The sequence below is a fragment of the Trichlorobacter ammonificans genome (genome assembly GCF_933509905.1).
Lineage (GTDB): Bacteria > Desulfobacterota > Desulfuromonadia > Geobacterales > Pseudopelobacteraceae > Trichlorobacter > Trichlorobacter ammonificans.
The window spans coordinates 769,322-793,343 of record NZ_OW150024.1 but is presented as its reverse complement, the minus strand read 5'-3'; the positions used below and the strand labels follow the sequence as shown (position 1 = coordinate 793,343).

General features: G+C 62.6%; 22 protein-coding genes. 9 read left to right on the top strand and 13 right to left on the bottom strand.

What is annotated here, in order from left to right; all coding sequences use genetic code 11:
- Positions 1-64: 64 nt before the first annotated feature.
- The 9 genes from RAK07_RS03540 to RAK07_RS03500 all read left to right on the top strand — a co-directional run bounded on the left by RAK07_RS03540 (position 65) and on the right by RAK07_RS03500 (position 11,021).
- On the top strand, positions 65-1,033 hold the full coding sequence (locus RAK07_RS03540; protein ID WP_305731471.1) for a 4Fe-4S binding protein: 969 nt from the start codon (positions 65-67) through the stop codon (positions 1,031-1,033).
- Positions 1,034-1,287: 254 nt separating this feature from the next.
- The gene (locus RAK07_RS03535; RefSeq protein ID WP_305731470.1) at positions 1,288-1,494 is read left to right on the top strand and encodes a hypothetical protein; all 207 of its coding nucleotides are present in this window, start codon (positions 1,288-1,290) and stop codon (positions 1,492-1,494) included.
- Positions 1,495-1,607: 113 nt separating this feature from the next.
- Entirely contained in the window at positions 1,608-2,213 is a 606-nt protein-coding gene (locus RAK07_RS03530) for a DedA family protein (protein ID WP_445267890.1), read from the top strand.
- Between the two features lie 56 nt (positions 2,214-2,269).
- Complete coding sequence (locus RAK07_RS03525; RefSeq protein WP_305731469.1) at positions 2,270-2,560, top strand: TFIIB-type zinc ribbon-containing protein; 291 nt, start codon at positions 2,270-2,272, stop codon at positions 2,558-2,560.
- Between the two features lie 79 nt (positions 2,561-2,639).
- Positions 2,640-3,602, top strand: a complete 963-nt coding sequence (locus RAK07_RS03520) for a TerC family protein (protein ID WP_305731468.1) — start codon at positions 2,640-2,642, stop codon at positions 3,600-3,602.
- Between the two features lie 48 nt (positions 3,603-3,650).
- On the top strand, positions 3,651-6,323 hold the full coding sequence (locus tag RAK07_RS03515) for a UPF0182 family membrane protein (protein ID WP_305731467.1): 2,673 nt from the start codon (positions 3,651-3,653) through the stop codon (positions 6,321-6,323).
- A gap of 38 nt (positions 6,324-6,361) precedes the next feature.
- Positions 6,362-7,318 (top strand): Tim44 domain-containing protein, encoded by a 957-nt coding sequence (locus RAK07_RS03510; RefSeq protein WP_305731466.1) that lies wholly within the window; start codon positions 6,362-6,364, stop codon positions 7,316-7,318.
- Between the two features lie 306 nt (positions 7,319-7,624).
- Complete coding sequence (locus RAK07_RS03505) at positions 7,625-8,638, top strand: DUF481 domain-containing protein (RefSeq protein WP_305731465.1); 1,014 nt, start codon at positions 7,625-7,627, stop codon at positions 8,636-8,638.
- A gap of 79 nt (positions 8,639-8,717) precedes the next feature.
- A complete protein-coding gene (locus RAK07_RS03500; protein WP_305731464.1) occupies positions 8,718-11,021 on the top strand; it encodes a cation:proton antiporter domain-containing protein in 2,304 nt (767 codons plus the stop codon).
- A 35-nt stretch (positions 11,022-11,056) separates the two neighbouring features.
- Here the strand turns inward: RAK07_RS03500 and RAK07_RS03495 are convergent, their stop codons facing one another.
- The 13 genes from RAK07_RS03495 to RAK07_RS03435 all read right to left on the bottom strand — a co-directional run bounded on the left by RAK07_RS03495 (position 11,057) and on the right by RAK07_RS03435 (position 24,019).
- Positions 11,057-11,977, bottom strand: a complete 921-nt coding sequence (locus RAK07_RS03495) for a zinc dependent phospholipase C family protein (RefSeq protein WP_305731463.1) — start codon at positions 11,975-11,977, stop codon at positions 11,057-11,059.
- A complete protein-coding gene (locus tag RAK07_RS03490; protein WP_305731462.1) occupies positions 11,962-12,654 on the bottom strand; it encodes a phosphatase PAP2 family protein in 693 nt (230 codons plus the stop codon). The genes RAK07_RS03495 and RAK07_RS03490 overlap by 16 nt, the downstream gene beginning before the upstream one ends.
- The gene (locus RAK07_RS03485) at positions 12,651-13,562 is read right to left on the bottom strand and encodes a lysophospholipid acyltransferase family protein (protein ID WP_305731461.1); all 912 of its coding nucleotides are present in this window, start codon (positions 13,560-13,562) and stop codon (positions 12,651-12,653) included. The genes RAK07_RS03490 and RAK07_RS03485 overlap by 4 nt, the downstream gene beginning before the upstream one ends.
- A complete protein-coding gene (gene lpxB, locus RAK07_RS03480; RefSeq protein WP_305733470.1) occupies positions 13,559-14,710 on the bottom strand; it encodes a lipid-A-disaccharide synthase in 1,152 nt (383 codons plus the stop codon). Before lpxB ends, RAK07_RS03485 begins: the two co-directional genes overlap by 4 nt.
- A gap of 40 nt (positions 14,711-14,750) precedes the next feature.
- Positions 14,751-15,842, bottom strand: a complete 1,092-nt coding sequence (locus RAK07_RS03475) for a DegT/DnrJ/EryC1/StrS family aminotransferase (RefSeq protein ID WP_305731460.1) — start codon at positions 15,840-15,842, stop codon at positions 14,751-14,753.
- Positions 15,839-16,783: a Gfo/Idh/MocA family protein gene (locus RAK07_RS03470; RefSeq protein WP_305731459.1), complete on the bottom strand. Its 945-nt coding sequence runs from the start codon at positions 16,781-16,783 to the stop codon at positions 15,839-15,841. The genes RAK07_RS03475 and RAK07_RS03470 overlap by 4 nt, the downstream gene beginning before the upstream one ends.
- On the bottom strand, positions 16,780-17,562 hold the full coding sequence (lpxA, locus tag RAK07_RS03465) for an acyl-ACP--UDP-N-acetylglucosamine O-acyltransferase (RefSeq protein ID WP_305731458.1): 783 nt from the start codon (positions 17,560-17,562) through the stop codon (positions 16,780-16,782). Before lpxA ends, RAK07_RS03470 begins: the two co-directional genes overlap by 4 nt.
- A 16-nt stretch (positions 17,563-17,578) precedes the next feature.
- Positions 17,579-18,028, bottom strand: a complete 450-nt coding sequence (gene fabZ / locus RAK07_RS03460) for a 3-hydroxyacyl-ACP dehydratase FabZ (RefSeq protein ID WP_305731457.1) — start codon at positions 18,026-18,028, stop codon at positions 17,579-17,581.
- A gap of 4 nt (positions 18,029-18,032) precedes the next feature.
- Positions 18,033-19,073 (bottom strand): UDP-3-O-(3-hydroxymyristoyl)glucosamine N-acyltransferase, encoded by a 1,041-nt coding sequence (gene lpxD, locus RAK07_RS03455; RefSeq protein WP_305731456.1) that lies wholly within the window; start codon positions 19,071-19,073, stop codon positions 18,033-18,035.
- A gap of 20 nt (positions 19,074-19,093) precedes the next feature.
- Entirely contained in the window at positions 19,094-19,615 is a 522-nt protein-coding gene (locus tag RAK07_RS03450) for an OmpH/Skp family outer membrane protein (RefSeq protein ID WP_305731455.1), read from the bottom strand.
- A 65-nt stretch (positions 19,616-19,680) separates the two neighbouring features.
- Positions 19,681-21,945 (bottom strand): outer membrane protein assembly factor BamA, encoded by a 2,265-nt coding sequence (gene bamA, locus RAK07_RS03445; protein WP_305731454.1) that lies wholly within the window; start codon positions 21,943-21,945, stop codon positions 19,681-19,683.
- The gene (locus RAK07_RS03440; RefSeq protein ID WP_305731453.1) at positions 21,942-22,634 is read right to left on the bottom strand and encodes an ABC transporter ATP-binding protein; all 693 of its coding nucleotides are present in this window, start codon (positions 22,632-22,634) and stop codon (positions 21,942-21,944) included. Before RAK07_RS03440 ends, bamA begins: the two co-directional genes overlap by 4 nt.
- Before the next feature lie 131 nt (positions 22,635-22,765).
- Complete coding sequence (locus RAK07_RS03435) at positions 22,766-24,019, bottom strand: lipoprotein-releasing ABC transporter permease subunit (RefSeq protein ID WP_305731452.1); 1,254 nt, start codon at positions 24,017-24,019, stop codon at positions 22,766-22,768.
- Positions 24,020-24,022: the final 3 nt, after the last annotated feature.

The window sequence follows — 24,022 nt, the reverse complement described above, 5'->3', positions numbered from 1 at the left end:
GGTTCCGGGGTACACGGCAGGGGGTGCGGCACGCCGCACCCCCTGCGCATTTCAGGAGAGAGTCATGTCGGATCGCTACGTTCAACCACTACGCACCCTGCTGCAGATATGTTTTGTGCTGTTCTCGCTCTGGGTCGGTTTCCAGTTCGCCCGGTACATCGGTGCGGTGGAAGCCGGTGCGCCGCCCACCGTGGCCCGCCCCGGCGGTATCGAGGCTTTTCTGCCGATTTCCGGCCTGTTCGGCACCGCGGCCTGGCTGAAAGGAGGCGGCATCAACCCGGTCCATCCGGCAGCGGTGGTGATCTTTGTCACCATTGTCGTTCTGGCACTGGCGCTGCGCCGCGCCTTCTGCTCCTGGATCTGCCCGGTGGGCGCAATCTCGGAATGGCTCTGGAAGCTGGGATTCCATCGTTTCCGTCGCAATCCGGCACTCCCCCGCCTGCTGGACGTCGCCCTGCGGGGGATCAAGTACCTGCTGATGGCCTACTTCCTGTTCGCCGCCGTCACCTGGAGCCTGGACTCGCTGCAGGGCTTTCTGTTCAGCGGCTATCACGCCATCTCGGACCAGAAACTGCTTTCCCTTTTCCTGCGTCCCTCCGGCACCACGCTGGCGGTGCTGGGGGTGCTGCTGACACTGTCCGTCATCCTGCGCAACCCCTTCTGCCGCTACCTCTGCCCCTATGGCGCGCTGCTGGGGCTGGCGGCATGGCTCTCACCCACCGCCGTCCAGCGGGACCGGGAGCGCTGCGTTTCCTGCGGCGTCTGCAGCCAGGTCTGTCCGGCACGGATCGATGTCATGCATGCCCGCCGGGTGGCTGATCCCGAGTGCCTGGGCTGCTGGCGCTGCATCAGCCACTGCCGGGTACAGAGTGCCCTGAGTATGCGACTGTTCGGTCGCCGGGTCATCAGCGGCCTCCTCTTTGCCCTGCTGGTGGTGGGGATATTCTGGGGCGGAAGCGTCATCGGCAAACTGAACGGCCGCTGGCAGACCATGATCACCCCCGACGACTACCGCCAACTGCTGGGACGCTGAACAGCCGGCAGCAAAAATACCATTGACAGGGAGGGCCTGATCAAAATATAGTTGCCTTCCTAAAGGGGAGTAGCTACCGGCCGGAGACATGGCCGACCCATTGTTCGTCAATACGACCGCACGGTCCGGACATGGGACGAGAAATCGACCGCAAGACCTTTACCCAGGCGTTTCGTTCACGCTGCGGGTAAAGGTCTTTTTTATTTGTCCGAACGCGTGTGACCGTGCGCCAGACCACCCGGAGGAGTCAAGCAATGCCGATCAAGGTACGGGAAGAACAGCAACTACGTCATATCGTCTCATTCAGGGTCAGCGATCGGGAGCTGGAGATGCTCAAACGTCTCGGCGGCACCTCAACCGCCCGACTTTCCGACGTCCTGCGCCAACTGGTCAAGCAGGTCTGCGCAAGCGGCGTCGTCGGCCATCACCTGACACCGGGCCGGCGTTCCTGCAACGGGTGATCGCCATGCCCCGCATCTGGCTGGCGTTCACCATTGTTCTGCTGCTCGGGCTGCCGGTTGTCCTGCAACTGGCCAAGACCGACTGATCCGCCGCACCACGCACGGAGGCGTACATGCTGCACACCATGATCCAATGGCTGGTGGATACCATCGGTACCCTGGGCTATCCCGGCATTTTTCTGCTGATGGCGGTGGAAAGCTCCATCATTCCCTTCCCCAGTGAAGTGGTCATGCCTCCAGCCGGCTACCTGGTCTTCCAGGGAAAGATGAACCCCTGGCTGGTCGTGCTGGCCGGTGGGCTGGGCAGCTTGGCCGGAGCCTACGCCAACTACTACGGTGCCCTGTACCTGGGACGCCCCCTGCTGCTGCAGTACGGTCGCTTCGTCGGTCTTGCCGAAGTAAAACTGGAGACGGCGGAGCTGTTTTTCCGGCGCCACGGCGAGATATCCACCTTCATCGGCAGGCTGCTGCCGGTAATCCGCCAGCTCATCTCGGTCCCCGCCGGTCTGGCCCGGATGGATCATGCCCGTTTCGCGCTGTACACCACCCTGGGGGCCTCCATCTGGTGTGCCGTGCTGACTTGGATCGGCTATGCCATCGGCGACAACCAGGAACTGATCATGGCATGGTCCCGCACGGCAGCCGCCTGGATCATCGGTGGGTGCCTGCTGCTGCTGATCGCCTACCTGCGCTGGCAGAAGACCAAGCAGGGACGCTGAATCGCGGACAGCCCTCACCGGCGTCCGAAACCACACACATCCGGAGGAACGACACCATGAACTGCCCCGTCTGCCCTGAAACACCGCTGGTCATGTCGGAACGTCAGGGGGTCGAGATCGACTACTGCCCCCGCTGCCGCGGTGTCTGGCTCGACCGCGGCGAACTGGACAAGATCATCGAGCGTTCAGCCTCGTCCGAGGCGTCTGCGGAAAGCACATACCGTCCGCAAGCGGCGCCGCAGCGTTCCGAACAGCTCCGTCAGCCCCCCCAGCACCAGGGATACGGCCATGGCCACCACCACAAGAAACGCAAGTCGTTCCTGTCCGATATTTTTGACTTCGACTGAGCGGCGGCAACCGGATTGCTGCATGCCCGCCCCCACGGGCGCCACACCCAAACCGTCCGAAACAGAAAGGTAACCGTTTATGACAACCTCCACGACACTGTGGGTGACATTCACGCTTCTGGTGATTGTCATGCTGGCCGTCGATCTGGGACTGAACCGCAAGAGCCACCGGGTCTCCTTCAAGGAAGCCCTGAGCTGGAGCCTGATCTGGCTAGGGTTGGCCCTGGCCTTCAACATCGGCATCTACTTCATGCTCGGCAAACAGCAGGCTCTCGAATTTTTCACCGGCTACCTGATCGAAAAAGCGCTGGCGGTGGATAACCTGTTCGTCTTCATCATGATCTTCACCGTCTTCGGGGTGCGCGACGAGTTGCAGGCCCGGGTGCTGAAATGGGGCATTCTGGGGGCGCTGGTCATGCGGGTGATCTTCATCTTCCTGGGGGCGGAACTGCTGCAGCGCTTCCAGTGGCTCTTCTACATCTTCGGCGCGGTGCTGCTCTACACCGCCTGGAAAATGGCCTTCGGCGTCGGCACGGAGATCAAGCCGGAACAGAACCTGCTGGTGCGTCTCGCCAGCCGCCTGCTGCCGATGACCCGCAAGATACGGGGTGACTGGTTCATCGTCCGCCGACGGGGGATCTGGGTCGCCAGCCCGCTGCTGGTGGTTCTGCTGATGGTGGAAAGCTGCGATCTGGTCTTTGCCCTGGATTCCATTCCGGCCATCTTCGCCATCACCCTCGACCCGTTCATCGTGCTCACCTCCAACGTCTTCGCCATCATGGGGCTGCGATCCCTGTACTTCCTGCTGGCCGGCGTGATGGGGATGTTCATCTACCTGAAGTACGGCATCTCCTTCATCCTGGCCTTTGTCGGCGTCAAGATGATCCTGATCATGTTGGGAGTGCATGTGCCGATCAGCATCTCCCTCACCGTCATCGTGCTGAGCCTGGTGACGGCAATCGTCTGGTCGCTCTATGCCGTCCGCTCCGGTGCCGCCTCGGGCAGTCCGTTGCAGAACAGCGGACTGCCCGATGGCGCCTGAGAAGACCACCGTACGCTTGACACCGCATCAACCGGAAAGGAGCACCCCATGTTCAGACACCGACTGACACCGATCCTGCTGGCACTCGCCGTTATCGCTCCGGCGGCCGGCTACCTGCTCAACCTGTACGTTGACTGGCTCTTTTTCCTCGAAACCGGTTTCGCGTCGGTCTTCACCACCAGGCTCTCCGCCCAGGCCGGCAGCGCCCTGCTCTTTGCCCTGACGTTGCTCGTCTTCCTCGTTCCCAACCTGCTCTATGCGGATCGCAGCAATTTTCCCTACATGAGCGAGGTTATCCCCGTCGGCACGATCCGGCTGCAGCGGGAGCAGACCCTGCCGCTGATCAAGCCGGTTGCTCTGCTGATTTCCCTCCTGCTGGCACTGTTCGCGGGACAACTGGGGGCGGTGCAGTGGGAAAAGGTTCTGCTGTTTCTGAACAGCCAGACGGTGGGTACCAGTGACCCGGTGATCGGCAAGGATATCGGGTTTTACCTGTTCAACCTGCCGCTCTTCGATGTTGCGCGGGCCTACCTGAACCTGGTGCTGACGGCCACCGTCCTGGCGACCCTGGCGGTCTACTACCTGCGGGGCGGTATCACCCTGACCATCCGCGGCCCGTCGCTGGCGCCGCGGGTACGGCGCCATCTCGCCCTGCTGGCCGGCATCGCCTCCCTGGTCATTGCCGCAGGGTTCCACCTGGAGCGCTACGGCCTGCTCTACGCCAGCAACGGGCCGTTCCAGGGTGCCGGCTATGTGGACGTCACCGTACGCCTGACCACTCTTACGGCGCTCACCGTCCTGACTCCCCTGGCGGGAGCCCTGTTGGTCTTCGGACTGTGGCGCGGCACCTGGCGCCTGGTACTGCTGCCCCCCATCGTCGTTACGGTGGCGTACTTCATCGGCATGCGGGGCTACCCGGTTCTGCTCCAGAAGTTCAAGGTGGCCCCCAACGAGCTGGCTCTGGAGACCCCCTACATCGGTCACCACATCGCCTTCACCCGGTTCGGCTACGACCTGGACAAGATCGAAACCGTCCCCTTCGATGTCGACACCCGGCTCTCCTCGACGGATATCGGGAACAACGACGCCACCATCAGGAACGTCCGGCTCTGGGACCATGCCCCGCTCCTCAAGACCTACAGCCAGTTGCAGCAGATCCGGACCTACTACAAGTTCTTCGACGTGGACAACGACCGCTACCTGGTGAACGGCCGCTACACCCAGGTGATGCTCTCGCCGCGGGAACTCTCCTACCAGGACCTGCCCAGCAGGACCTGGATCAACGAGCGGCTGATCTTCACCCACGGCAACGGCATCGCCATGGGACCGGTGAGCCGGATCAGCCGGGAAGGGCTGCCGGAGTTTTACGTCAAGGATATCCCGGCAGTGAGCCTGGCCGACATCAAGGTCACCCGGCCGGAAATCTACTTCGGTGAGCTGTCCAACGAGTACGTCATTGTCAGGAGCAAGGTTCCCGAGTTCAGCTACCCCACCGCCACCGGCAACATCAACACCACCTACCAGGGGAGCGGAGGGGTGCCGCTCGGCTCGCTGCTGCACAAGGCGCTCTTCGCCGCCTACTTCCGGACCGAGAAAATCCTGCTCTCATCCGACATCACCGCCGAGAGCCGCATCATCTACAACCGCAACATCGCCAAGCGGGTGCGGGAGCTGGCCCCCTTCCTGCGTTTCGACGGCGATCCCTACATGGTGGTGGACGACAAAGGACGCCTCAAGTGGCTGATCGACGCCTACACCCACTCGCCCCACCTCCCCTACGCCAAGCCGCTCAAGGGCGGCATCACCTACATGCGCAACGCCGTCAAGGCGGTGGTGGACGCCTACGACGGCTCGGTGGACTTCTACATCAGCGATCCGGAGGACGTGATCCTCAAGGCGTACGCCCGTATCTTCCCGGCGCTGTTCAAGCCGATGGCGGCCATGCCGGACGGCCTGCGCAGCCATGTGCGCTACTCGCACCAGTTTCTGCAAGTGCAGGCCGCCATGTTCGCCACCTACCACATGACCGATCCCAAGGTGTTCTACAACAAGGAGAATCTCTGGGAGATTCCGGCCCTCGGCGACAGGCCGATGGAGCCCTACTACACCATCATGAAGCTGCCGGGCGAGCAGAAGGAGGAGTACATCCTGCTGCTTCCCTTCAGTCCCTCCAAGCGGGACAACCTGGCGGCCTGGCTGACCGCACGCTGCGACGGAGACAACTACGGCAAGATCCTTGCCTACACCTTCCCCCGCGACCGGCTGATCTACGGTCCCAAGCAGATCGACGCACGGATCAACCAGGACTCCTACATCTCGCAGCAGCTCACCCTCTGGAGCCAGCGGGGATCGGAGGTAATCCGCGGCAGCATGCTGGTAATCCCGATCGAGAAGTCGCTGCTCTACGTGCAGCCCCTCTTCCTGGCCGCCGACAAGGCAGGGTTGCCGGAGCTGCGCCGGGTCATCGTCGCCTTTGGCGACGAGGTGGTCATGGAGGAGACCCTTGAACTGGCCCTGCAGCGCATCTTCGGCGGCAAGCGGCCTGCCGCCGTCAGCCGGACCGCCGCAGACGGGGAGAGCGGAGCATCATCATCAAGCCTGGCCAGGGAAGCCATGGCCGTCTACGAACGGGCCATCGCCCTGCAGCGCCAGGGCAACTGGAGCGGCTACGGCGAAGAATTACGCAAGCTGGAGCAGCTCCTGAAACAGTTGGCCCGCTGACCGGCGCCCCCATTACAACCAGAACAAAGGAGACCCCGATGAAACGACACGTTGGACGATTGTTTACCGTCATGGCGACCGTGCTGCTGTTGAGCGGCACGGTCCTGGAACTGACCGCCCACGCCAAGGCCGGCGGCAGCCGTTCCATGGGCAGCCGCGGCTCCCGCAGCGTCAGCAAGCCCGCTTCCCCCGCCTACCAGCAGAACCAGCAACGGCAACAACAGGCCGCTCCCACCCCCGGCCCGATGCAACAGCAGGCTGGCGGCGGTTTCCTGCGCAGTATGGCGGGCGGCATCATGGGTGGACTACTGGGCAGCATGCTGTTCAGCAGCTTTGCCGGCGCTGCCGGCGGCATGGGAGGGGGCGGCGGTATCGGCCTGCTTGAAATCCTGCTACTGGCCGGGGTCGGCTACGCCATCTACCGTTTCATCGCCGCCCGGAAGCGGGCGGAGCATTCGCCGGCAGCCCGTTTCCAGGGAAATAACTCCTCCGCTCCGCTCTTCTCCGTGCCCTCCCCTGCTGTCGCTGAAACCGTTAGCGATCAGGTTTCGCCGGGACTGGCCCATGTCCGCCAGATGGACCGCAGCTTTGACGAATCAGCCTTCTGCGATACCGTCATGGACCACTTCTTCAGGATTCAGGCGGCCTGGATGCACCGGGACCTGACCCCGGTCGCAGGACTTTTGACCGATGAAATGCGCCAGATACTGCAGGAGGATGTGGACCGGCTGCTGCGGGAAAACCTGGTGAACCGGCTGGAAAACATCGCCGTCAAAAAGGTGGAGATCACCGAGGTTTGGCAAGAGTCGGGACAGGACTATATCACCACCCTGATCCACGCCAGCCTGCTGGACTATACCACCGACGCCGGCGGCGCCCTGCGGAGCGGCAGCATGACCGAGCCGATCAGTTTCCGTGAGTACTGGACCGTTACCAGGCCGGTGGGCAACAATCCCTGGCGGTTATCCGCAATCCACCAGCACGACCCGTCTTAGAACCAGGCGCTCTGCCGCGGGGCGGTCGGGCGCTGCACGTGGGAACGTGACGCCCGGCCGCCCCAGGTGAATATCCGTAACATAGTGATTTTTTTCATGACCATTCCGCAGAAATGCGCTATGGTACCGCACAATCCAACCCCGGGTACCGGTGCCGCTCGGCGGCACCCGATCTCCAGTCGCCTACAAATCAGCCGGAAGACCAACCGACGTTTTCACCGGACGCGAAAACCCTTGGCGCGCTTGCGGAAAACTGTTTCAAACGCCGTGGCGCTCCAGCTCGCATCCGGGCACGAGGTGTGATGCATGAGACAATCCTGTGTGCTGTGGTGCGCCATGCTGCTGTCGCTCGTGCTGACCGTCGCCACTGCGACGGCCGACGAAGTGCGGATGAAAAACGGCGATCGTCTGACCGGCACCATTGTACGCCTGGAGGGGAGCCTGCTCTACCTCCGGGCTCCCTACGCGCACGACACGCTTGCCATCTCCTGGGAGGCGGTGGACTGTCTCGTTTCCGGGAACAGCCTGCCGGTAGCCGTGGGGGACAACCGGTTCGTGATCGGCACGATCTCCTGTCCGGAGAGCGGCATCGCCCTGATCGAAGAGAGCCCGTCATCTCCCCCGGTACCAACCCCCTTGACACAGGTACGGGCCATCAACCCCTCGACCTACTCGGGACTGTTCTCCCTGGGCGGCAGTTTCAACAGCGGCAACACCAATGCGAATGCGGTCAGTGCCTCGGCCCGCTTCAAGGTCAAGAAACAGCGGCACCGCTTTACCGTTGACGGCCGTTACAACTACGGCGAAACCAACGGCAGAACGGCGATCAGCAATTCGTCGGCAAGCTTCAAGTACGACCTATTTACCGGTGAGAAGCTGTACGGCTACGCACAGTCCCTTACCGAGCACGACCGCTTCGCCGACCTCAATCTGCGCACCACCGAAGGCCTCGGTGTCGGCTATCAGCTCTTCGAATCGAAACAGTTCAGCCTTTTTGTGGAAGGGGGTGCCTCCTACCTGTTGGAAGACTTCTCCGGCAGCGAGGACCGCCAGGATGCCACGGGGCGCTGGTCCCTGGGGATCGACTGGGAAGTCGTGCCGGGCCGGCTCACGTTCTTCCATCGCCAGGAGGGCTTTTACAGCATCATCGCCGGCTCGACGGTACTGCATGCCGAACAGGGGCTGCGCATCCCGCTTTTCGAGAACCTCTACGCCAATTTCGAGGCCGACTACCGCTTCAACAGCGCCCCCGCGGCAGGCACGCGAAAATCGGACCTGAACCTGATCCTGGGGATTACCTACCAGTACGCCTACTGGTGATCCCCACCCGGAGCTCCCGGCGGGCCGGACACCCGTCCGCACCTGCAGCATACCGGAATCCATCAGTGGAGACATTTGCATGGAAAGCATCAATCTGATCCAGGACCTAGCCATTATTCTGCTCGGAGCCGGTCTTGCCGGCGCCCTCTGCAGACGTGCCGGCCTGTCGGTAATCGTTGGCTACCTGCTGGCCGGGATCGTACTCGGTCCCCATACCCCGCCCTTTTCCTTCATTCTCGACGTCCAGCGGATCGAGACCCTGTCCCAGATCGGTCTGGTGTTTCTCATGTTCGCCATCGGCCTGGGCTTAAGTCTCAGCAAGCTGCAGAAGATGGGAGCCGCCACCTTGCTGGCCACGGGACTGGGAGCATTTTTCGTGCTCAACCTGACCCAGGTGCTGGGAGGCATCCTCGGCTGGTCCACGACGCAAAGCCTTTTCATCGCGGCCATGTTCATGGTTTCAAGTTCTGCGGTCATTGCCAAGGTGATCAAGGACATGAATCTCGGCCGGGAGCGCTCCGGCCAGCTGGCGCTGGGGATTACGGTGCTGGAAGACGTGGTGGCGGTGGTGATGTTGACGGTGCTCAGCACCCAGGCCAGTGCCTCGGCATCCGCATCGGCCGGGGTAGGGGCGCTTTTGACCGGTATGAGCGCCTTTGTGGTGCTGCTGGTCATCGCGGCCCTCTTCTTCATCCCCAAACTGCTGCGGCGAATGGAGGCCAAGAGCGACCCGGAACTGCAAACCATCGTCGTGGCCGGCATCCTGTTCCTGATGGCGATCATGGCGGCAAAGGCCGGTTACTCCCTTGCCCTGGGGGCCTACCTGCTGGGGGCGGTCATCGCCGAACTGCCCCAGAAAAGCGGCGTGGACAAGTCATTTTCCGGCATGCGCGACATGTTCAGCAGTGTTTTTTTCGTCTCCATCGGCATGATGATCGACGTCAGGCTGATGCTGGACGTCTGGCCCTGGATACTGGGGCTGTGCCTTTTCACCCTGCTTGCCCGCACCCTTGCCACCGGCTTTGCCCTCATCCTGGTGGGTACCCCGCCCCGCACCGCCCGCCGGGCAGGTCTCGCCCTGACGCCCCTGGGAGAATTCACCTTCGTCATCGCACAGCTGGGGGTCACGACTACGGTGCTGCCGCCGAAGTTCTACCCGATCGCGGTGGGGGTTTCCCTTCTTACCGTGCTTATCACCCCGATCGTGAACCGCCATGCCGAACCGATGCTTGACTGGATAGAGGCCCGCGAGCCTGCCTGGATGCGTCGCGGCCTGGAAATCTACCACGGCTGGCTGGCCCAGCTCTCGGACCTGCAGGGCAGCCAGCTCTGGTGGCAACTGAGCAAAAAGCGGCTGCTGCAGATCGCGTTGGAGGCGTTGTTCATCACCGGACTCATTCTCTTTTCCCAGACCTTGCTCAGATTCTTTCAGCAGGGTCCGCTGGCGGCTGTGCTGACGCCGCAGGCACTGACCATCAGCTTCTGGGTGACCATCGGCTTCCTGGTGCTGATTCCCCTGTTTGCCATGTGGCGCAACTGCTCGGTACTGGCCCTGATGTTCGCCGAGCTGACCCAGAGCCGCATCCGTCTGCCCGCCCCCCTGGTTGAAAACGGCTTCAAGGCGTTCAGTGCCGTTATCATTGCCTACTGGCTCTCCGGCATCGTGCCGCTGGCTTCCCTCTCCAAGTGGTCCTGGCTGGCCATCGCCGCCGTACTGGCGACGGTGCTGCTGGTCTTCTCCCACCGGCTCATCTATCTGCACAGCAAGTGGCAGGTTTCGGTGAAGGATATCTTCACGGCCGAAACGGCAACGGACGAGGCGGCCCGCCGGCAGGCGTGGCCGCAGCGCTACCAGGACTGGCAGATCAACGTCCAGGAAATCATGCTGCCGGAGTACGCTGCCTGTTCCGGCGCCAGCATCGCCGACCTGAACATCCGCTCCCGCTTTGGCTGTTCCGTTGTTGAAATCGAGCGTCAGGGATATACGATCATCGCCCCGGAATCAACCATGCCCCTCTATCCCGGCGACCGGTTGCTGCTCCTGGGCACGGCGGAGCAGATCGACGCCCTGCGCTGCGAACTGGGACGGCAGCAGGAAAGCGCCGTACGGGGAGATTTCGACGCAGCCCGGCTGGAAACCGTTGTGGTGGAGCAGGGGCCCCGGATCGGGGCGTCCCTTGCCGAACTGCGGATTCCTCTACATACCGGCGTGCTGGTGGTGGGAATCAGGCGGGGAACACGGAAGATCGTCAATCCGTCGGGAGACGAGCGGCTTGTTGCCGGGGACGAACTGCTGTCCCTGGGGTCGCCGGAGCAGCTGCGCAGGTTCAAGCGCTGGCTCGTCCAGGACGGGGAGTCGGCCGACGTGGTACCGGCGGCCTGATCCGGTGCGGGGGTGCGGGGTACTGCTGCGGGCACTCAGGGTGGTTCTGCGGAGATGAAGCGGGCATCGGCCAGTCTGACGCCGTAGCTGCCGGTCAGGAGATTGGCGCCGGGGGGATCCTGCAAGGCGGCGGCGAGACAACCGGCGTGCCCGATCCGCTCGAAGTGCTCCACCATGGCCGTTACTGCGGCCGACAGCAGGTCATCCAGCGTCGCACGCTCTTCCCGGCCGGTTACCGGGTGCCGCCACGGCCGGGGCAGGGCGCAGGCCGCACCGCGAACGCCGGCACCGGACAGGGGATAGAACAGTTCGCGATTGCGCCGGAAAAAGCGGACCGGCACCAGTGCCAGGCAGGATGTCACGATCTGCCAGGCGGGTACACCGTACATTCCCTGCAGACGGCAGTGCAGAGCCAGGGCCCGCTCCAGCGCCTCCCGCGGCAGGGTTCCCCGTGGATCGAACAGCATGCCGAGCAGTTCCACCAGCCGCACGCGTGCTTCCGGCCCCACCAGATCGGCGAGCCGCCGACCGAAGCCGATGCGTCCCCGGTGGGCGACGTAGCAGTCGATATCGGTTTCCAGACGGTAGTGCCGGCCGATCTCTCCGCTGCCGCTCACCGCGTAGACAAAGGGATGCAGGACGCAGTCGGCCAGCATGTGACTGATCACCCCCAGCAGGCAGGCAAGCAGCGGAGCGGGCAGGCTGCCGGGAAAACGCCGTTCCACCTCGATCAGCGGCTGAAAGCTGTTGGCGGCGGTGTCGTGGAACTGATCAGCCAGCAGCAGGGCCTGGCGGGACCAGGGGCCATAGAAAAGGTGCAGCAGCGTGTCCGGCAGCACCGCACCCACCAGGTAGAGCTCCCGCTGGTCGTGGATCAGCCCCTTCAACCGGCTGTCGGCAGGCAGCCGGTGCAGTGCCTCTTCCGCCAGTGCCCAGTGGGTCAGTTCTTTTGGCACGGCTCCCGCTGCCCTTCCCGGCCGATACCCATGAGTTCAGCCAGCACCATCCCCGTCAGCCAGACCATGCCGAAGGCCCAGAGACAGTCGGACAGGAAATGCCCTCCCTGCACGATCCGCGCAAAGCTCATCAGCAGGCCGAACAGGATACCCCCCGCCAGCCAGCCGGCTGCCCGGCGGGGGTGGGACCGGCGGTAAACGAAATACGGTGCAACAAGATAGAAGGCAGCAGAGGAGTGACCAGAGGGAAACGAACGCCCCTTGCCGCTGATTCCCGGCTGCCAGGGCTGCAGGAACGGCTTGCTTCCTCCGAACTCCTGTACCTCGCGGGGACGCGGGCGTCCCCAGTGTTCCTTGAAGACCGCGTTCACCAGCACTCCCGGCCCCAAGGCCAGCAGAAGCACCAGAAACAGACCGGGGCGTACCCAGTGCCGCTTCGTCGCACGCCGCAGCCCCCACACCGCTCCGCCCAAACCGATCAGAGCCAGCAGGATGGCCGGCGTCCGGTCGATCCGGTAGAGCAGCTTCCAGGGAAAGGCTTCACCCACCGGCCATCCCCCCTCCAGGTACCAGCGTGCGGAAAGGGCCAGATCGGCACCGGTGGCGGCAATGATGGCGGTGCCGGCCGCCAGCAGCACCAGCAGCACCAGCAGTTCGGCCCAGAATCTCCTGTTCACGCCCCCTCCGCCCGTTTCCAGCGCCGATGTACCCAGTACCAGTTGGTTGGATAGCGGACGATAAACTGTTCGATGGCAGCGGAATACCGCTTGACGTCCTGTTGCCACCCCTCCTCGGAAGCGTCCCCGGAAAATACCAGCTCCGGGTGCAGCTCGATCACGTGCCGGTCCCCTTCACGGTGGATAAAGGCGGGAAGCACCGCCACCCCGGTCTTGCGGGCCAGCAGCACCGGCGCCTTGGAGGCCCAGGCCGGGCGTCCCAAAAACGGTATCAGGCTTCCTTCCTCCGGAAAGACCGCCTGGTCCACCAGCAATCCGATCACCCCGTTCCTGCGGATCACCGCCATCATGTTCTTCAGGGCGTTGTCCTTGTAAATGACCCGATTGTCGTAGTGCATCCGCATGGTTTCCACCATGCGGTTGAGATAGGGGTTGTTCTGGCGCCGGGCCACCACCGACATGGAGGAGTTGAACAGCCGGGCATAGGCCAGGGCCACCAGTTCCCAGTTGCCGCAGTGACCGGTAAGGAAGATCAGCCCCTTGCCCCGCGCCCTGGCGGCGTCATAGTGTTCCCGGCCCCGCACCTCGATGGCGGCAATCAGCTCGTCGCCGCGGCCATGATACAGACGGCAGGTTTCCACCAGGGAACGGCCGATGTTGCGAAAGGTTTCACGGGCGATACCGGCGGCATCGGGGATGGTACAGCTCCAGCCCGGCTGGGCCCGCATATGGTCGAGGCTGCGGGCGATATTCTCCTCGGCGATCCGGCGACGACTCGTCAGCAGCCGGTGCATCAGCTCACCCGTGGCTGTTCCCAGTTTCCGGGACAAACCGGCGGGGAGCAGGGCCACTAGCCAGGTAAACAGGTAGAAGGCGCCCGCCTGCAGGAACCAGAGCATCCGTTTCATGGCGCTGCCAGCAGTTCCAGGGTTAAGGCGGCCACCCGGTCGTCGGCGCCACCGCCGCCCAGCCGCTCCCTGACCCTGGACAATTTCTGTCTGCACTGCGCCGCATAGCCACTATCTGACAAGATACGTCCGATTTCCTCCGCAATCATCTCCGCCGAGGCGTCATCCTGAATCAGTTCGCGGGCCACGGTTTCGCCGGCCACGATATTGCAGAGACCGATATGGTCCACCTTGACCAGCCGCCGGGCGATCCGGTAGGTGAGCGGCGACAGTTTGTAAATGATCACCAGGGGGGTTCCTACCAGGGCAACCTCCAGGGTGACGGTGCCGGAAACCGAGATCACGGCATCGCAGGCCCGGGTCAGGTCGTGAATCCGCTCCCGTACCACGGTTACCGGCAGTCCGCTGCCGGCAAGGTACGGCGTCAAGTCCTCATCCTGCAGGGTTGAGGCCAGCGGCAGGACAAAGCGAATTTCGGGAAAACGGCGGTGCAGCAGGCAGGCCGTGGCAACGATCGTGGGGAGCAGGCGACTGATTTCGCTTTTACGGCTGCCGGGAAAGAGTCCCACGATCTGGTGTGCCGGATCGAGACCGAAGGAACGGGCCGCCTGATCGCGGTCCAGGGAGACCGTTACCAGATCGGCCATGGGGTGTCCCACGAAGGAGACCGGCACACCGGCTTTCTGATAGAAGGGGGCTTCAAAGGGAAGAATCACCGCCATATGGTCAACCAGACGGCGGATCTTTTGCACCCGTCCCTGGCGCCAGGCCCAGATCTGGGGAGAAATGTAGTAGAGCACCGGGACACCGGCCTTTTTGGCAATCTTGGCCAGCCGGAGATTGAAACCGGGGTAGTCGATCAGGATCAGCAGGCTCGGGGGCTCGCTGAGCAGGATTTTTTTCAGTTTCAGGAAGGCTGACGCGATGACGTCGAAATGCCGGAGCACCTCGATCAACCCCACCACGGCCATCTCAGCGGCATCCACCAGGGTGTCGGCCCCGGCCTCCCGCATCCGTACCCCGCCGATGCCGAAGAATCGCACCGCAGGGTCCCGCCGGTGCACCGCCCGGATCAGTCCGGCGCCGTAAATGTCGCCGGAAGCCTCGCCAGCTATTATCATCACGCGCCGCGAATGGTTGCCGTACACGGCGTCGGCGGCAGCGCCATCGTCTCGACGCACCATCGAGCTACGCCAACGCTTCGCGCACCGCCGCAACCACCCGGTCCACCTGCTCGTCGGTCATCTCCGGGTAGATCGGCAGCGACATGCAGCGGCTTGCCAGCGACTCCGCCACCGGCAGGGAAAGATCCCGGCATTCGCCGGCAAAAACGTTCTGGCGGTGCAGGGGGATCGGGTAGTAGATGGCCGAGGCGATCTGCTGCCCGGACAACGCTGCCATAACCGCATCCCGCCGGTCGGAGAGCAGGGTGTACTGGTGGTACACATGGACGCCTTTGCCGTCTTCGAACGGCACGGTGACCCGATCCTTCAGCCCCTCAGAGTAGCGGTGGGCCACCCGGCGCCGCTCCTGATTGAAGCGGTCGATGTGCCGCAGCTTCACCCGCAGGATGGCGGCCTGCAGATCGTCAAGACGGCTGTTGAAACCGATCACGTCATGGTGGTAGCGCACGCGGCTGCCGTGGTTGCGCAGCATTTTCAACTGGTCGGCATCCTCTGCCGTGCCGCAGACGATCATCCCGCCGTCGCCGTACCCTCCCAGGTTCTTGCTGGGGAAAAAACTGAAGCAGCCGAAGCGGCCGATGGTACCGGTCATACGTCCACCCACGGCGGCACCGAAGGACTGGGCGCAGTCCTCGATCAGCACCAGGTTATGCCGGCTGCAGATATCGCTGATAGCGGTCATGTCCGCCGGCTGGCCGAACAGGTGTACCGGAATCACCGCCTTGGTACGGGGGGTGATGGCCCGCTCGATCAGCTCCGGCACGATGTTGAAGGTGGCCGGGTCCACATCGACAAACACCGGTACCGCGCCGGCGTAGCGGATCGCTTCGGCGGTGGCGATAAAGGTGAAGGGAGTGGTGATCACCTCGTCCCCCGGCTGGATACCGGCGGCCAGCACCGCCAGGTGCAGGGCATCGGTGCCGGATGCGCAGGTGACGGCGTGGGGAGTTCCCAGGTAGGCGGCAGCCTCCGCTTCCAGGTTCGTAACGTTGGGACCCAGAATGAACTGGGTACTCTCCAGGGCATCCAGCACCGCCCGGTCGATCTCCTGCTTCAGGGCATGGTACTGGGTTTTCAGGTCAACCATGGGGATCATGACGGTATCCTGTTCAAAGCCTGATTGATTTTCAGCGCTGTTTCCAGCGCCATGCGGCCGTCCCGGCCACTCACCTGGGGTTGGCCCCCGCTACGGATCGCCTCCAGGAAGGAGCGTATCTCGGACAGGAGCGGATCGGACTGCCCCAGCTCCTGCTCCTGCACCTGCACGTTGGGAATGCCGGGCAGCAGTTCGCCGGCCCCCCGTTTTGCCACCAGCAGTTTGCGATTCTGGAAGTCAAGAGTCAAGTAAGCGTCCCGCTGGAAGATACGCATTTTTCGCTCGCTCTTCAGACTGATCCTGCTGGCGGTGACGTTGGCAACACAGCCGTTCTCGAAGGCGATGCGGGCGTTGGCGATGTCCTCCTCACCGGTAAAGACCGGAGCGCCGATGGCGTCGATGCTGGCAACCTTCGATCTGACCAGGTGCTGGATGATGTCGATGTCGTGGATCATCAGATCCAGCACCACGTTGACGTCGGTCCCCCGCGGCTTGAACGGTGCGATCCGCACCGATTCAACGAAGAGCGGCGCCTGCAGTACCTCCTCCGCCGCCATCAGCACCGGGTTGAACCGCTCCAGGTGCCCCACCTGGAACACCAGGTTGCCGCTATCGGCCAGGGCGATCAGTTCGTCGGCCTGCTCGATGGTGGTGGTGATCGGCTTCTCGATCAGGACGTGCACACCGGCAGCCAGAAAATCACGGGCAACCTGGTGGTGAAACTGGGTGGGCACCACCACGCTGACCGCATCCACTCGGCCGATCAGGTCGCGGTAGTCCGTAAAGGCCGTGCAGCCGCAGGCGGCGGCAACCTCACCGACGCGGATGGGGTCGGAGTCCACCACTCCCACCAGCTCCGCATCCCCAAGGGCGGCGTACTTTTGGGCATGGAAGTTCCCCAGGTAGCCGACGCCGATGACCGCCGTGCGCAGGGCGCTCATCCGCGACAGATCCCCCGCTGCGACGTTTCGATGAAGTGCAGCAGGTTGTCCACTTCGGCGCAGCCGACGATCTCGGCCCTGATTTTTGCAATCGCTTCCGCCTGTTTGAGATCGGCCATGAAGAGGGTTTTGTACGCCTTCTTCAGGTTGTTGATTGCCTCGTCGCTGAAGCCGCGCCGCTTGAGGCCGATCAGGTTCAGTCCCCGCAGTTTGGCGTCCCGCTTGCCGGAAGTGGCGATCATGTAGGGGGGGATGTCCAGCCCCACGAGCGTGCCGCCTCCCAGCATCGAGTAAGCACCGATGGTGACAAACTGGTGGATGGCCACCAGGCCGCCCAGAATAACGTTGTCCTGTACGGTGACATGCCCGGCCAGGGTGGCGGCGTTGGCCATGACCACGCCGTTGCCCACCCGGCAGTCGTGGGCCACGTGGGAGTAGGCCATGAACAGGTTGTTGCTGCCCACCACGGTCTCGGCGTGGCCGGTGACGGTGCCGCGGTGAATGGTGGCGAACTCGCGGATCACGTTATTGCTGCCGATGCGGGTCCAGCACTCCTCCCCCTTGTACTTCAGGTCCTGGGGCGGAGCCCCCACTGAAGCCATGTGAAACACCTGGTTGTTCTCACCCAGCTCGGTCCACTTGCCGATCACCGCGTGAGGGCCGATGCTGGTCCCCTTTCCGATGATCACATTCTCTTCGATGATCGCATAGGGACCGATCTCGACCCCTTCAGCCACCTGCGCGGTGGGATGAATGATTGCCGTGGGATGAAATGCCATACGGTCTCTCTCTTTCTCAGGCTGCGGCAAAGGTTGCCTTCAGGGATGCCTCGGTCACCAGCTTGCCGTCAACGTAGGCCTTGCCGTCAACGCCCCAGATGCCGCGGCGGCTCAGGGTGGTGACGATCTCAATCCTGAGCTGGTCACCCGGCACCACCGGCTTGCGGAATTTGGCGTTGTCGATGGCCATGAAGTAGCTGACCTTCTTGCGGGTTTCATCGTCAGATGCCAGATAGGCCATGATGCCGGCCACCTGGGCCATGGCCTCCACGATCAGTACCCCCGGCATCACTGGGTGGCCGGGGAAATGCCCCGGAAAAAACGGCTCGTTGATGGTGACGTTCTTGATACCGACACAGCGGGTGCCGTGCTCCAGCTCCACGATCCGGTCCACCAGCAGAAACGGATAGCGGTGGGGCAGGATCGCCATGATTCCGTTCACGTCCATTGGCAGGGTTACGTCCATCTCTTCACTCCTTGGCCAGCCGGGCTTCCAGCCCGACGATCTTTTTTTCCAGCTCCGCCAGTTTCTTGCGCATCTCCGGCAGCTTCGGCAGGGTCCCCATCGTACGCAACCACTCCTTATGGGGCATGGCCGGGGAGCCGCTGTAGTAGGCGTTACCTGCCAGCGAACCCGGGACCCCTCCCTGGGCACCCACGATCACATTGTCACCGATACTGACGTGCCCCACCACCCCCACCTGACCGGCCAGGGTAACATGGTTGCCGATGGTACTGGAGCCGGCAATCCCCACCTGGGAGACGATCATGCAGTCCTCGCCGATACGGCAGTTGTGGGCCACCTGCACCAGATTGTCCAGCTTGGTGCCCCGCTTGATCAGGGTCACCTCCAGTGCCGCCCGGTCGATGGTGGTGTTGGCGCCGATTTCAACATCGTCCTCCAGCACCACGATGCCGATCTGGGGAATCGGATAATAGGAACTGCCGTCCGGCGCATAGCCGAAGCCGTCGCTGCCGATCACCGCCCCCGGCTGCAGCTTGCAGCGGTTGCCGATCCGGCAGCGCTCCCGCACCACCGCATTGGCATGGATCACGCAGTCGCTGCCGATGGTGACGCCGTCGTAGATCACCGCACCGGGGTGGATGACCGTTCGATCACCGATGCCGACGTTGTTGCCGACCACGGCACCGGGATAGATACTGATCCCCTCTCCCAGGGTCGTACCGGAGCCTACCGTCGCCCCCTCCAGCACTCCCAGGGCAGGATGGGGTGCGGTATAGAAGAGGGTCAGCAGCTTGGCGAACCCCAGATAGGGGTTGGCCAGTTCAATCACGTTGCGGCCGTACCGTTCGTTGCCCGGCGCCATCAGCACGCCGCCGGCGCCGGTCTCCGCCACCTTGGCGGCGTATTTCGGGTTGGCCAGGAACGTGACCTTATCCGGCCCGGCATTGTCCAGGGGGGCCAGGCCGCTGACCCGTACCGCTCCGTCACCGTGGACAACGCCGCCCAGATAGTCGGCCAGTTCCTGCAATGTCCTGGTTATCTGCATGGAGTGAGTGCCTCGAACCTCTATTTTTTTGCCTTGGTAGCCGCGTTCAGTTCCTTGAGAATGGCATCGGTCAGATCGGCCTTCTGGTCAGCGTAGAGCAGGCCGGCGCCACGGGCATCGAAGATAATGGTATAGCCGTTCTTTTTGCCATACTCGCTGATCAGTTTTTCCAGAGTTTCAAGGATCTTCTTGGTCAGTTCGCCATCACGGGCCTGCATGTCCTCCTCGGCATCCTTGGTAAACCGCTGAAAATCCTTCAGCTTTTGCTGATAATCCTTCTCCCGCGCCGCCCGTGCCGCCTCGTTGAGGGTCATGGACTGTTTCTCCATATCCGTCTTCAGCTTCTGCAGCTCCTCCTGCTTGGCGTTGATCTGTGCCTGGTAGCCCTTCAGCTTTTCCTGCAACTGATTTTTAGCCTGCACACCAGCATCGGACAGGTTCAGCGCCCGCTGCATATCGATATAGCCGACCTTGGTTTCGGCGGCCTGGGCCAGGCCGGAGCAGATCATCACCATCAGTACCGACAGAACAAACCGTTTCATACGATCCCTTCTCCTTGTTCCATATCTGAACTCATCATGAACAGACGGACAGGCCGTCTGCCGTTCTAGAAAATGCTGCCGATCGCGAACTCAAACCGCCCCGACTTGTTGTCTTCCGGACGGGGATTGATCGGAATGCCGTACTCCAGCCGCAGCGGCCCCATGGGGGAGGCCCAGCGGATGCCGGCACCGTAACTCATCAGAATATCCGGCGGCTTGATCCCGCCACTGGTCCAGGCATTACCGTAATCGAAGAAGGCTACCCCTTTCAGGCCAAACTCCGGCAACAGGGGAAACTTGAGCTCGGTATTGCCGAACAGCTGTTTTTCACCGCCGATATGGATGCCGTTTTTGTCAATGGGGCTGACCGTGCGGGCTGAATAACCGCGCAGGGTACCGATCCCCCCCAGGTAGAACTTCTCGTCGATCGGGATCGGCCCGTCAGCCTGCTGTACGGCACCGATCACCAGCCGGGTGGAGCCCACCAGTTGCCACTTGAGCGGCACATAAATGGTGTTGTCCAGGATCTCGCGGATAAACTTGTTGTTGCCCCCCAGGCCCGCGTATTCCACGGACAGGGTGTTCACCATGCCGCTGGAGGGGTCGAAGCGGAAATCAGTGGTGTTGTTGGTGATGCTGGCGTAGACGGAGCTGGTCGTGGTCTGGTTCAACGGATAGTTGCCGGGGTCGATGGCGCTCCATTTGCGATATTCATCGGTCGGGTTGTAGATATCCTTGATCTCGTACTTGTACATCCAGAAGGTGCTGATGAAATCGGTCAGCGGATAGCCGGCCTTGATGTCGCCACCGGTGAGGCGGCGACTGTAGTCGGTGTAGTCACGCTCGGAACGGTAGATGTCGAGACCCAGGGTCCACTTGCTGTCCAGGAAGTAGGGATCGGTCAGACCGACCGAGTAGGTATTGGACTTGCCGCCGACGGCCGCGGAGGCGTGGGCCTTCAGCCCCAACCCCAGGAAGTTGGACTGGGAAACCGACCCCTGGAAAATCAGTCCGTCCAGCGAACTGTAGCCGCCGCCGATGGTGAAGGCACCGGTCGGTTTCTCCTTTACCTCCACATTGATGTTCAGCTTGTTGGTGCTGCTCCCCTTGACGCTGGAGACGTTTGCCTCTTCAAAATAGCCGGTGTTCATCAGGTTCTGCTTGCTGCGCTTGAAACCGGTGGCGCTGTACAGCTCCCCTTCCATCAGGCGCATCTCCCGCCGCACCACCTTGTCACGGCTCTTGGTGTTGCCGGAAATGCTGATCCGCTCGATGGAAACCAGCTCTCCCTTCTCGATCTCAAACAGCAGATCGAGGGTCTTGTTCTCCGGGTGCGGCGTTGTTGCCGGAGTGACGTTGTTGAAGGCATACCCCTTGTCGGCGGTCATGTCGGTCAGGGCACCGATATCGGCACGCAACTTGGCCCTGCTGAACACCACTCCCGGCTCCAGGGTCATCTTGGCACGCAGGTCCCGTTCGGGGTAGAGCAGGTCTCCCTTGAAGTCGATCTGGCCGATCCGGTACTGATCCCCCTCGGTAACGGCAATGGTCACCAGCAGCGACTCGCCATCCTCGGCCATGACGACCACCGGTTCTCCCACCTTGACGTTGATGTAGCCGTTGTTCAGGTAGTGATCGGTGAGCAGCAGGACATCGTTTTTCAGTACCTCTTCCTTGTAGGTACCGGCCCCGGTCAGCCAGCTCATGAACCACTTCTCCTTGGTTTCCATCACGCCGCGCAGCTTGCGGGGGCTGAAGGCGCTGATCCCCTCGAAGGTGATCTCGCTGATCCGCACCACGTTACCCTCGGTGATCTTGAAGGTGACCACGTAGTCGGTGGAAGTGCGCTGCTCCACCAGCGGCTCGATGGCTGCCAGATAGTAGCCGTCATCCTGATACAGTTTCTTCAGGCGGGCCACCGCGCTATCCAGATCCTTCTTGGCGAAGATGGCGTTGCGGCGAATCGGCAGCCCCTCCAGCAGCTTGTCCTGCTTGATCTTGCTGTTGCCGCTGAAACGGATATCACGGATAATCGGCTTTTCGACCACCGAATAGACCAGGACGACCCCGTTGGTTACCGGCTCGGAGGAAACCTGCACATCCTGAAACTGCCCGAGACGATACACCGCCCTGACATCGGCATCGGTACGGTCGTCGCTCAGCGCGTCCCCCGGTTTGACCCTGATCAGGTTCAGAATCGCCGACGACTCGATGCGACGGTTACCGCGCACCACGACGTCAACGATCTTCTCTCCCTCGGCGCGGGAAACCTGCGGGGCAAGCAGCAGGGCGCAGAGCGCTGCGGTGGTCATGTAGGGTGACTTGGTCACGGAACCTCCGGTACAGCCGGTTCGATCAGGCCGTCCGCCAGGCGGACTACCCGTTCCATTCCTGCTGCGAGTCGTTCATTATGGGTGACGATCACCAAGGTGATGCCGGTCTTCTGCTGCAGTCGGCTCAAAGAGCCATGAATCGCCTCGCTGGTCTTCATGTCGAGGTTGCCGGTGGGCTCGTCGGCCAGCAGCAGGGCCGGCTCCATCACCAGGGCACGGGCGATGGCCACCCGTTGCTGTTCACCGCCGGACAGCTCGCCCGGACGGTGGACCAGGCGATGCCCCAGCCCCAGTTCCTCCAGCAGCTCAGCCGCCTTCCGTTCGGCTTGGCGCCGGTCGGTCCGGGCGATCAGGGCCGGCATCATGACGTTCTCCAGGGCGGTAAACTCCGGCAGCAGGTGATGGAACTGAAAGACGAAACCGATGCTGGTACTGCGAAAATCAGCCAGTTCCCGGTCGGAGCGGGCAAACAGGTCGCTGCCCCGGAACTGCACTGAGCCGGAACTGGGGCGATCAAGGGCGCCCAGGATATGCAGCAGGGTACTCTTGCCGGCACCGGAGGCCCCCACCAGGGCGGTGGTGGTCCCTTCGGCCACCTCAAGATCGATCCCCTTCAGCACCTCCACCGTGGCGGCACCGGTACGGTAGCTTTTGCACAGCCCCTTGACCGACAGCAGGCTAGACATGACGACTCCCAAAACGCCCAGTTTTTGCAAGGTCAAGGCGCCTAAGGGAATGCGCGGAGGCGTACGGTGATGGTACGCCGCACAAGCAGTCCTGCCGGGCAACGCAGAGATTGCGAAAAATCGGCATTGTGCTACTCATACCGCAGTGCCTCCGCCGGCAACATCCGGGACGCCTGCCAGGCAGGATAAAGCGTCGCCAGGAACGAAATCACCACGGCAGTCACCGCCACCGTCACCACGTCGGACACCACCACGTGGGAGGGGAAGTGGTCCAGGTAGTAGATCTCCTTGCTGAAGAAGTTCTTGCCGGTCACCTTCTGCACGACATTGATGATCGGCTCCAGGTTGGTGGCGATCAACAGGCCGGAGAGGAGTCCCAACGCGGTTCCCACCACGCCGATGATCAGCCCTTCCAGCACGAAGATCTTCATGATGCTGCCGGACCTGGCCCCCATGGTCTTGAGGATGGCGATGTCTTTGGTTTTCTCCATCACCACCATGAACAGGGTTGAGGCGATGCCGAAGGCGGCCACCAGCACGATCAGGGTGAGGATGATGAACATGACCACCTTTTCGGTCTTGAGGGCGAAGAGGATGTTCCTGTTCATCTGCATCCAGTCCCGTGCGTACAGCTCCGGGCCGAACTCCCGGTTGATCCTGGCGGCCAGCTCGGTGGTGCCGTAGACGTCGGCCACCTTGAGCTGGATGCCCGTAACCGTGTCCCCCAGGTTGAAAAACCCTTGGGCCTGAGGGAGGCTGACATAGGCCAGGGTGGAGTCATACTCGAACATGCCGGTGTTGAAGATCGCCGTCACCCGGAACGGCTTCAGCTTGGGCATCATCCCCAGGGGGGTAATGGTCCCCAGGGGAGAGACCACGTTCACCCGGTCGCCCAGGGAAAGATTCAGGTGCCGGGCCAGTTCGCGGCCGATCATGACCCCGGGGTCGCTGCCGGCGCCGGCCGGATCCAGGCCGTCCATGTTTCCCTGGACCACGGAGCGGGCAAGGCGGGTCACCTGGCGGTCCGTCACCGGATCGATCCCCCGCAGCACCACGCCGGAAACGTTGCGACCGGTGGAGAGCATCACCTGGTTGTAGATGAACGGTGTTGCCGCCTCCACCCCCGGCAGCCGCTTCATCCGCTCCATCAGGTCGCGGTACCCCTCCATCGGCGCGCCGCTGCGGATCACCACCAGATGGGCGTTGGTTCCCAGGATTTTCTCCTTCAGATCCCGTTCGAAGCCGGTCATCACCGCCAGCACCACGATCAGGGCCATCACCCCCAGGGTCACGCCGGCCGTAGAGATGAAGGTGATGATGGAGATGAAGGTGGATTTGCGCTTGGCCTTGAGATAGCGCAACCCGATCAGTAGTTCGAACGGCATGGA

Bases quoted from the DNA above. Each gene is read 5' to 3' on its own strand.
- RAK07_RS03530 (WP_445267890.1), top strand. From the start codon at position 1,608: ATGCTGCACACCATGATCCAATGGCTGGTGGATACCATCGGTACCCTG.
- RAK07_RS03485 (WP_305731461.1), bottom strand. From the start codon at position 13,562: ATGAAACGGATGCTCTGGTTCCTGCAGGCGGGCGCCTTCTACCTGTTT.
- RAK07_RS03520 (WP_305731468.1), top strand. From the start codon at position 2,640: ATGACAACCTCCACGACACTGTGGGTGACATTCACGCTTCTGGTGATT.
- RAK07_RS03525 (WP_305731469.1), top strand. From the start codon at position 2,270: ATGAACTGCCCCGTCTGCCCTGAAACACCGCTGGTCATGTCGGAACGT.
- RAK07_RS03505 (WP_305731465.1), top strand. From the start codon at position 7,625: ATGAGACAATCCTGTGTGCTGTGGTGCGCCATGCTGCTGTCGCTCGTG.
- RAK07_RS03450 (WP_305731455.1), bottom strand. From the start codon at position 19,615: ATGAAACGGTTTGTTCTGTCGGTACTGATGGTGATGATCTGCTCCGGC.
- RAK07_RS03510 (WP_305731466.1), top strand. From the start codon at position 6,362: ATGAAACGACACGTTGGACGATTGTTTACCGTCATGGCGACCGTGCTG.
- RAK07_RS03515 (WP_305731467.1), top strand. From the start codon at position 3,651: ATGTTCAGACACCGACTGACACCGATCCTGCTGGCACTCGCCGTTATC.
- lpxD (WP_305731456.1), bottom strand. From the start codon at position 19,073: ATGCAGATAACCAGGACATTGCAGGAACTGGCCGACTATCTGGGCGGC.
- RAK07_RS03440 (WP_305731453.1), bottom strand. From the start codon at position 22,634: ATGTCTAGCCTGCTGTCGGTCAAGGGGCTGTGCAAAAGCTACCGTACC.
- RAK07_RS03500 (WP_305731464.1), top strand. From the start codon at position 8,718: ATGGAAAGCATCAATCTGATCCAGGACCTAGCCATTATTCTGCTCGGA.
- lpxA (WP_305731458.1), bottom strand. From the start codon at position 17,562: ATGGCATTTCATCCCACGGCAATCATTCATCCCACCGCGCAGGTGGCT.
- RAK07_RS03475 (WP_305731460.1), bottom strand. From the start codon at position 15,842: ATGATCCCCATGGTTGACCTGAAAACCCAGTACCATGCCCTGAAGCAG.
- RAK07_RS03435 (WP_305731452.1), bottom strand. From the start codon at position 24,019: ATGCCGTTCGAACTACTGATCGGGTTGCGCTATCTCAAGGCCAAGCGC.
- RAK07_RS03535 (WP_305731470.1), top strand. From the start codon at position 1,288: ATGCCGATCAAGGTACGGGAAGAACAGCAACTACGTCATATCGTCTCA.
- RAK07_RS03540 (WP_305731471.1), top strand. From the start codon at position 65: ATGTCGGATCGCTACGTTCAACCACTACGCACCCTGCTGCAGATATGT.
- RAK07_RS03470 (WP_305731459.1), bottom strand. From the start codon at position 16,783: ATGAGCGCCCTGCGCACGGCGGTCATCGGCGTCGGCTACCTGGGGAAC.
- fabZ (WP_305731457.1), bottom strand. From the start codon at position 18,028: ATGGACGTAACCCTGCCAATGGACGTGAACGGAATCATGGCGATCCTG.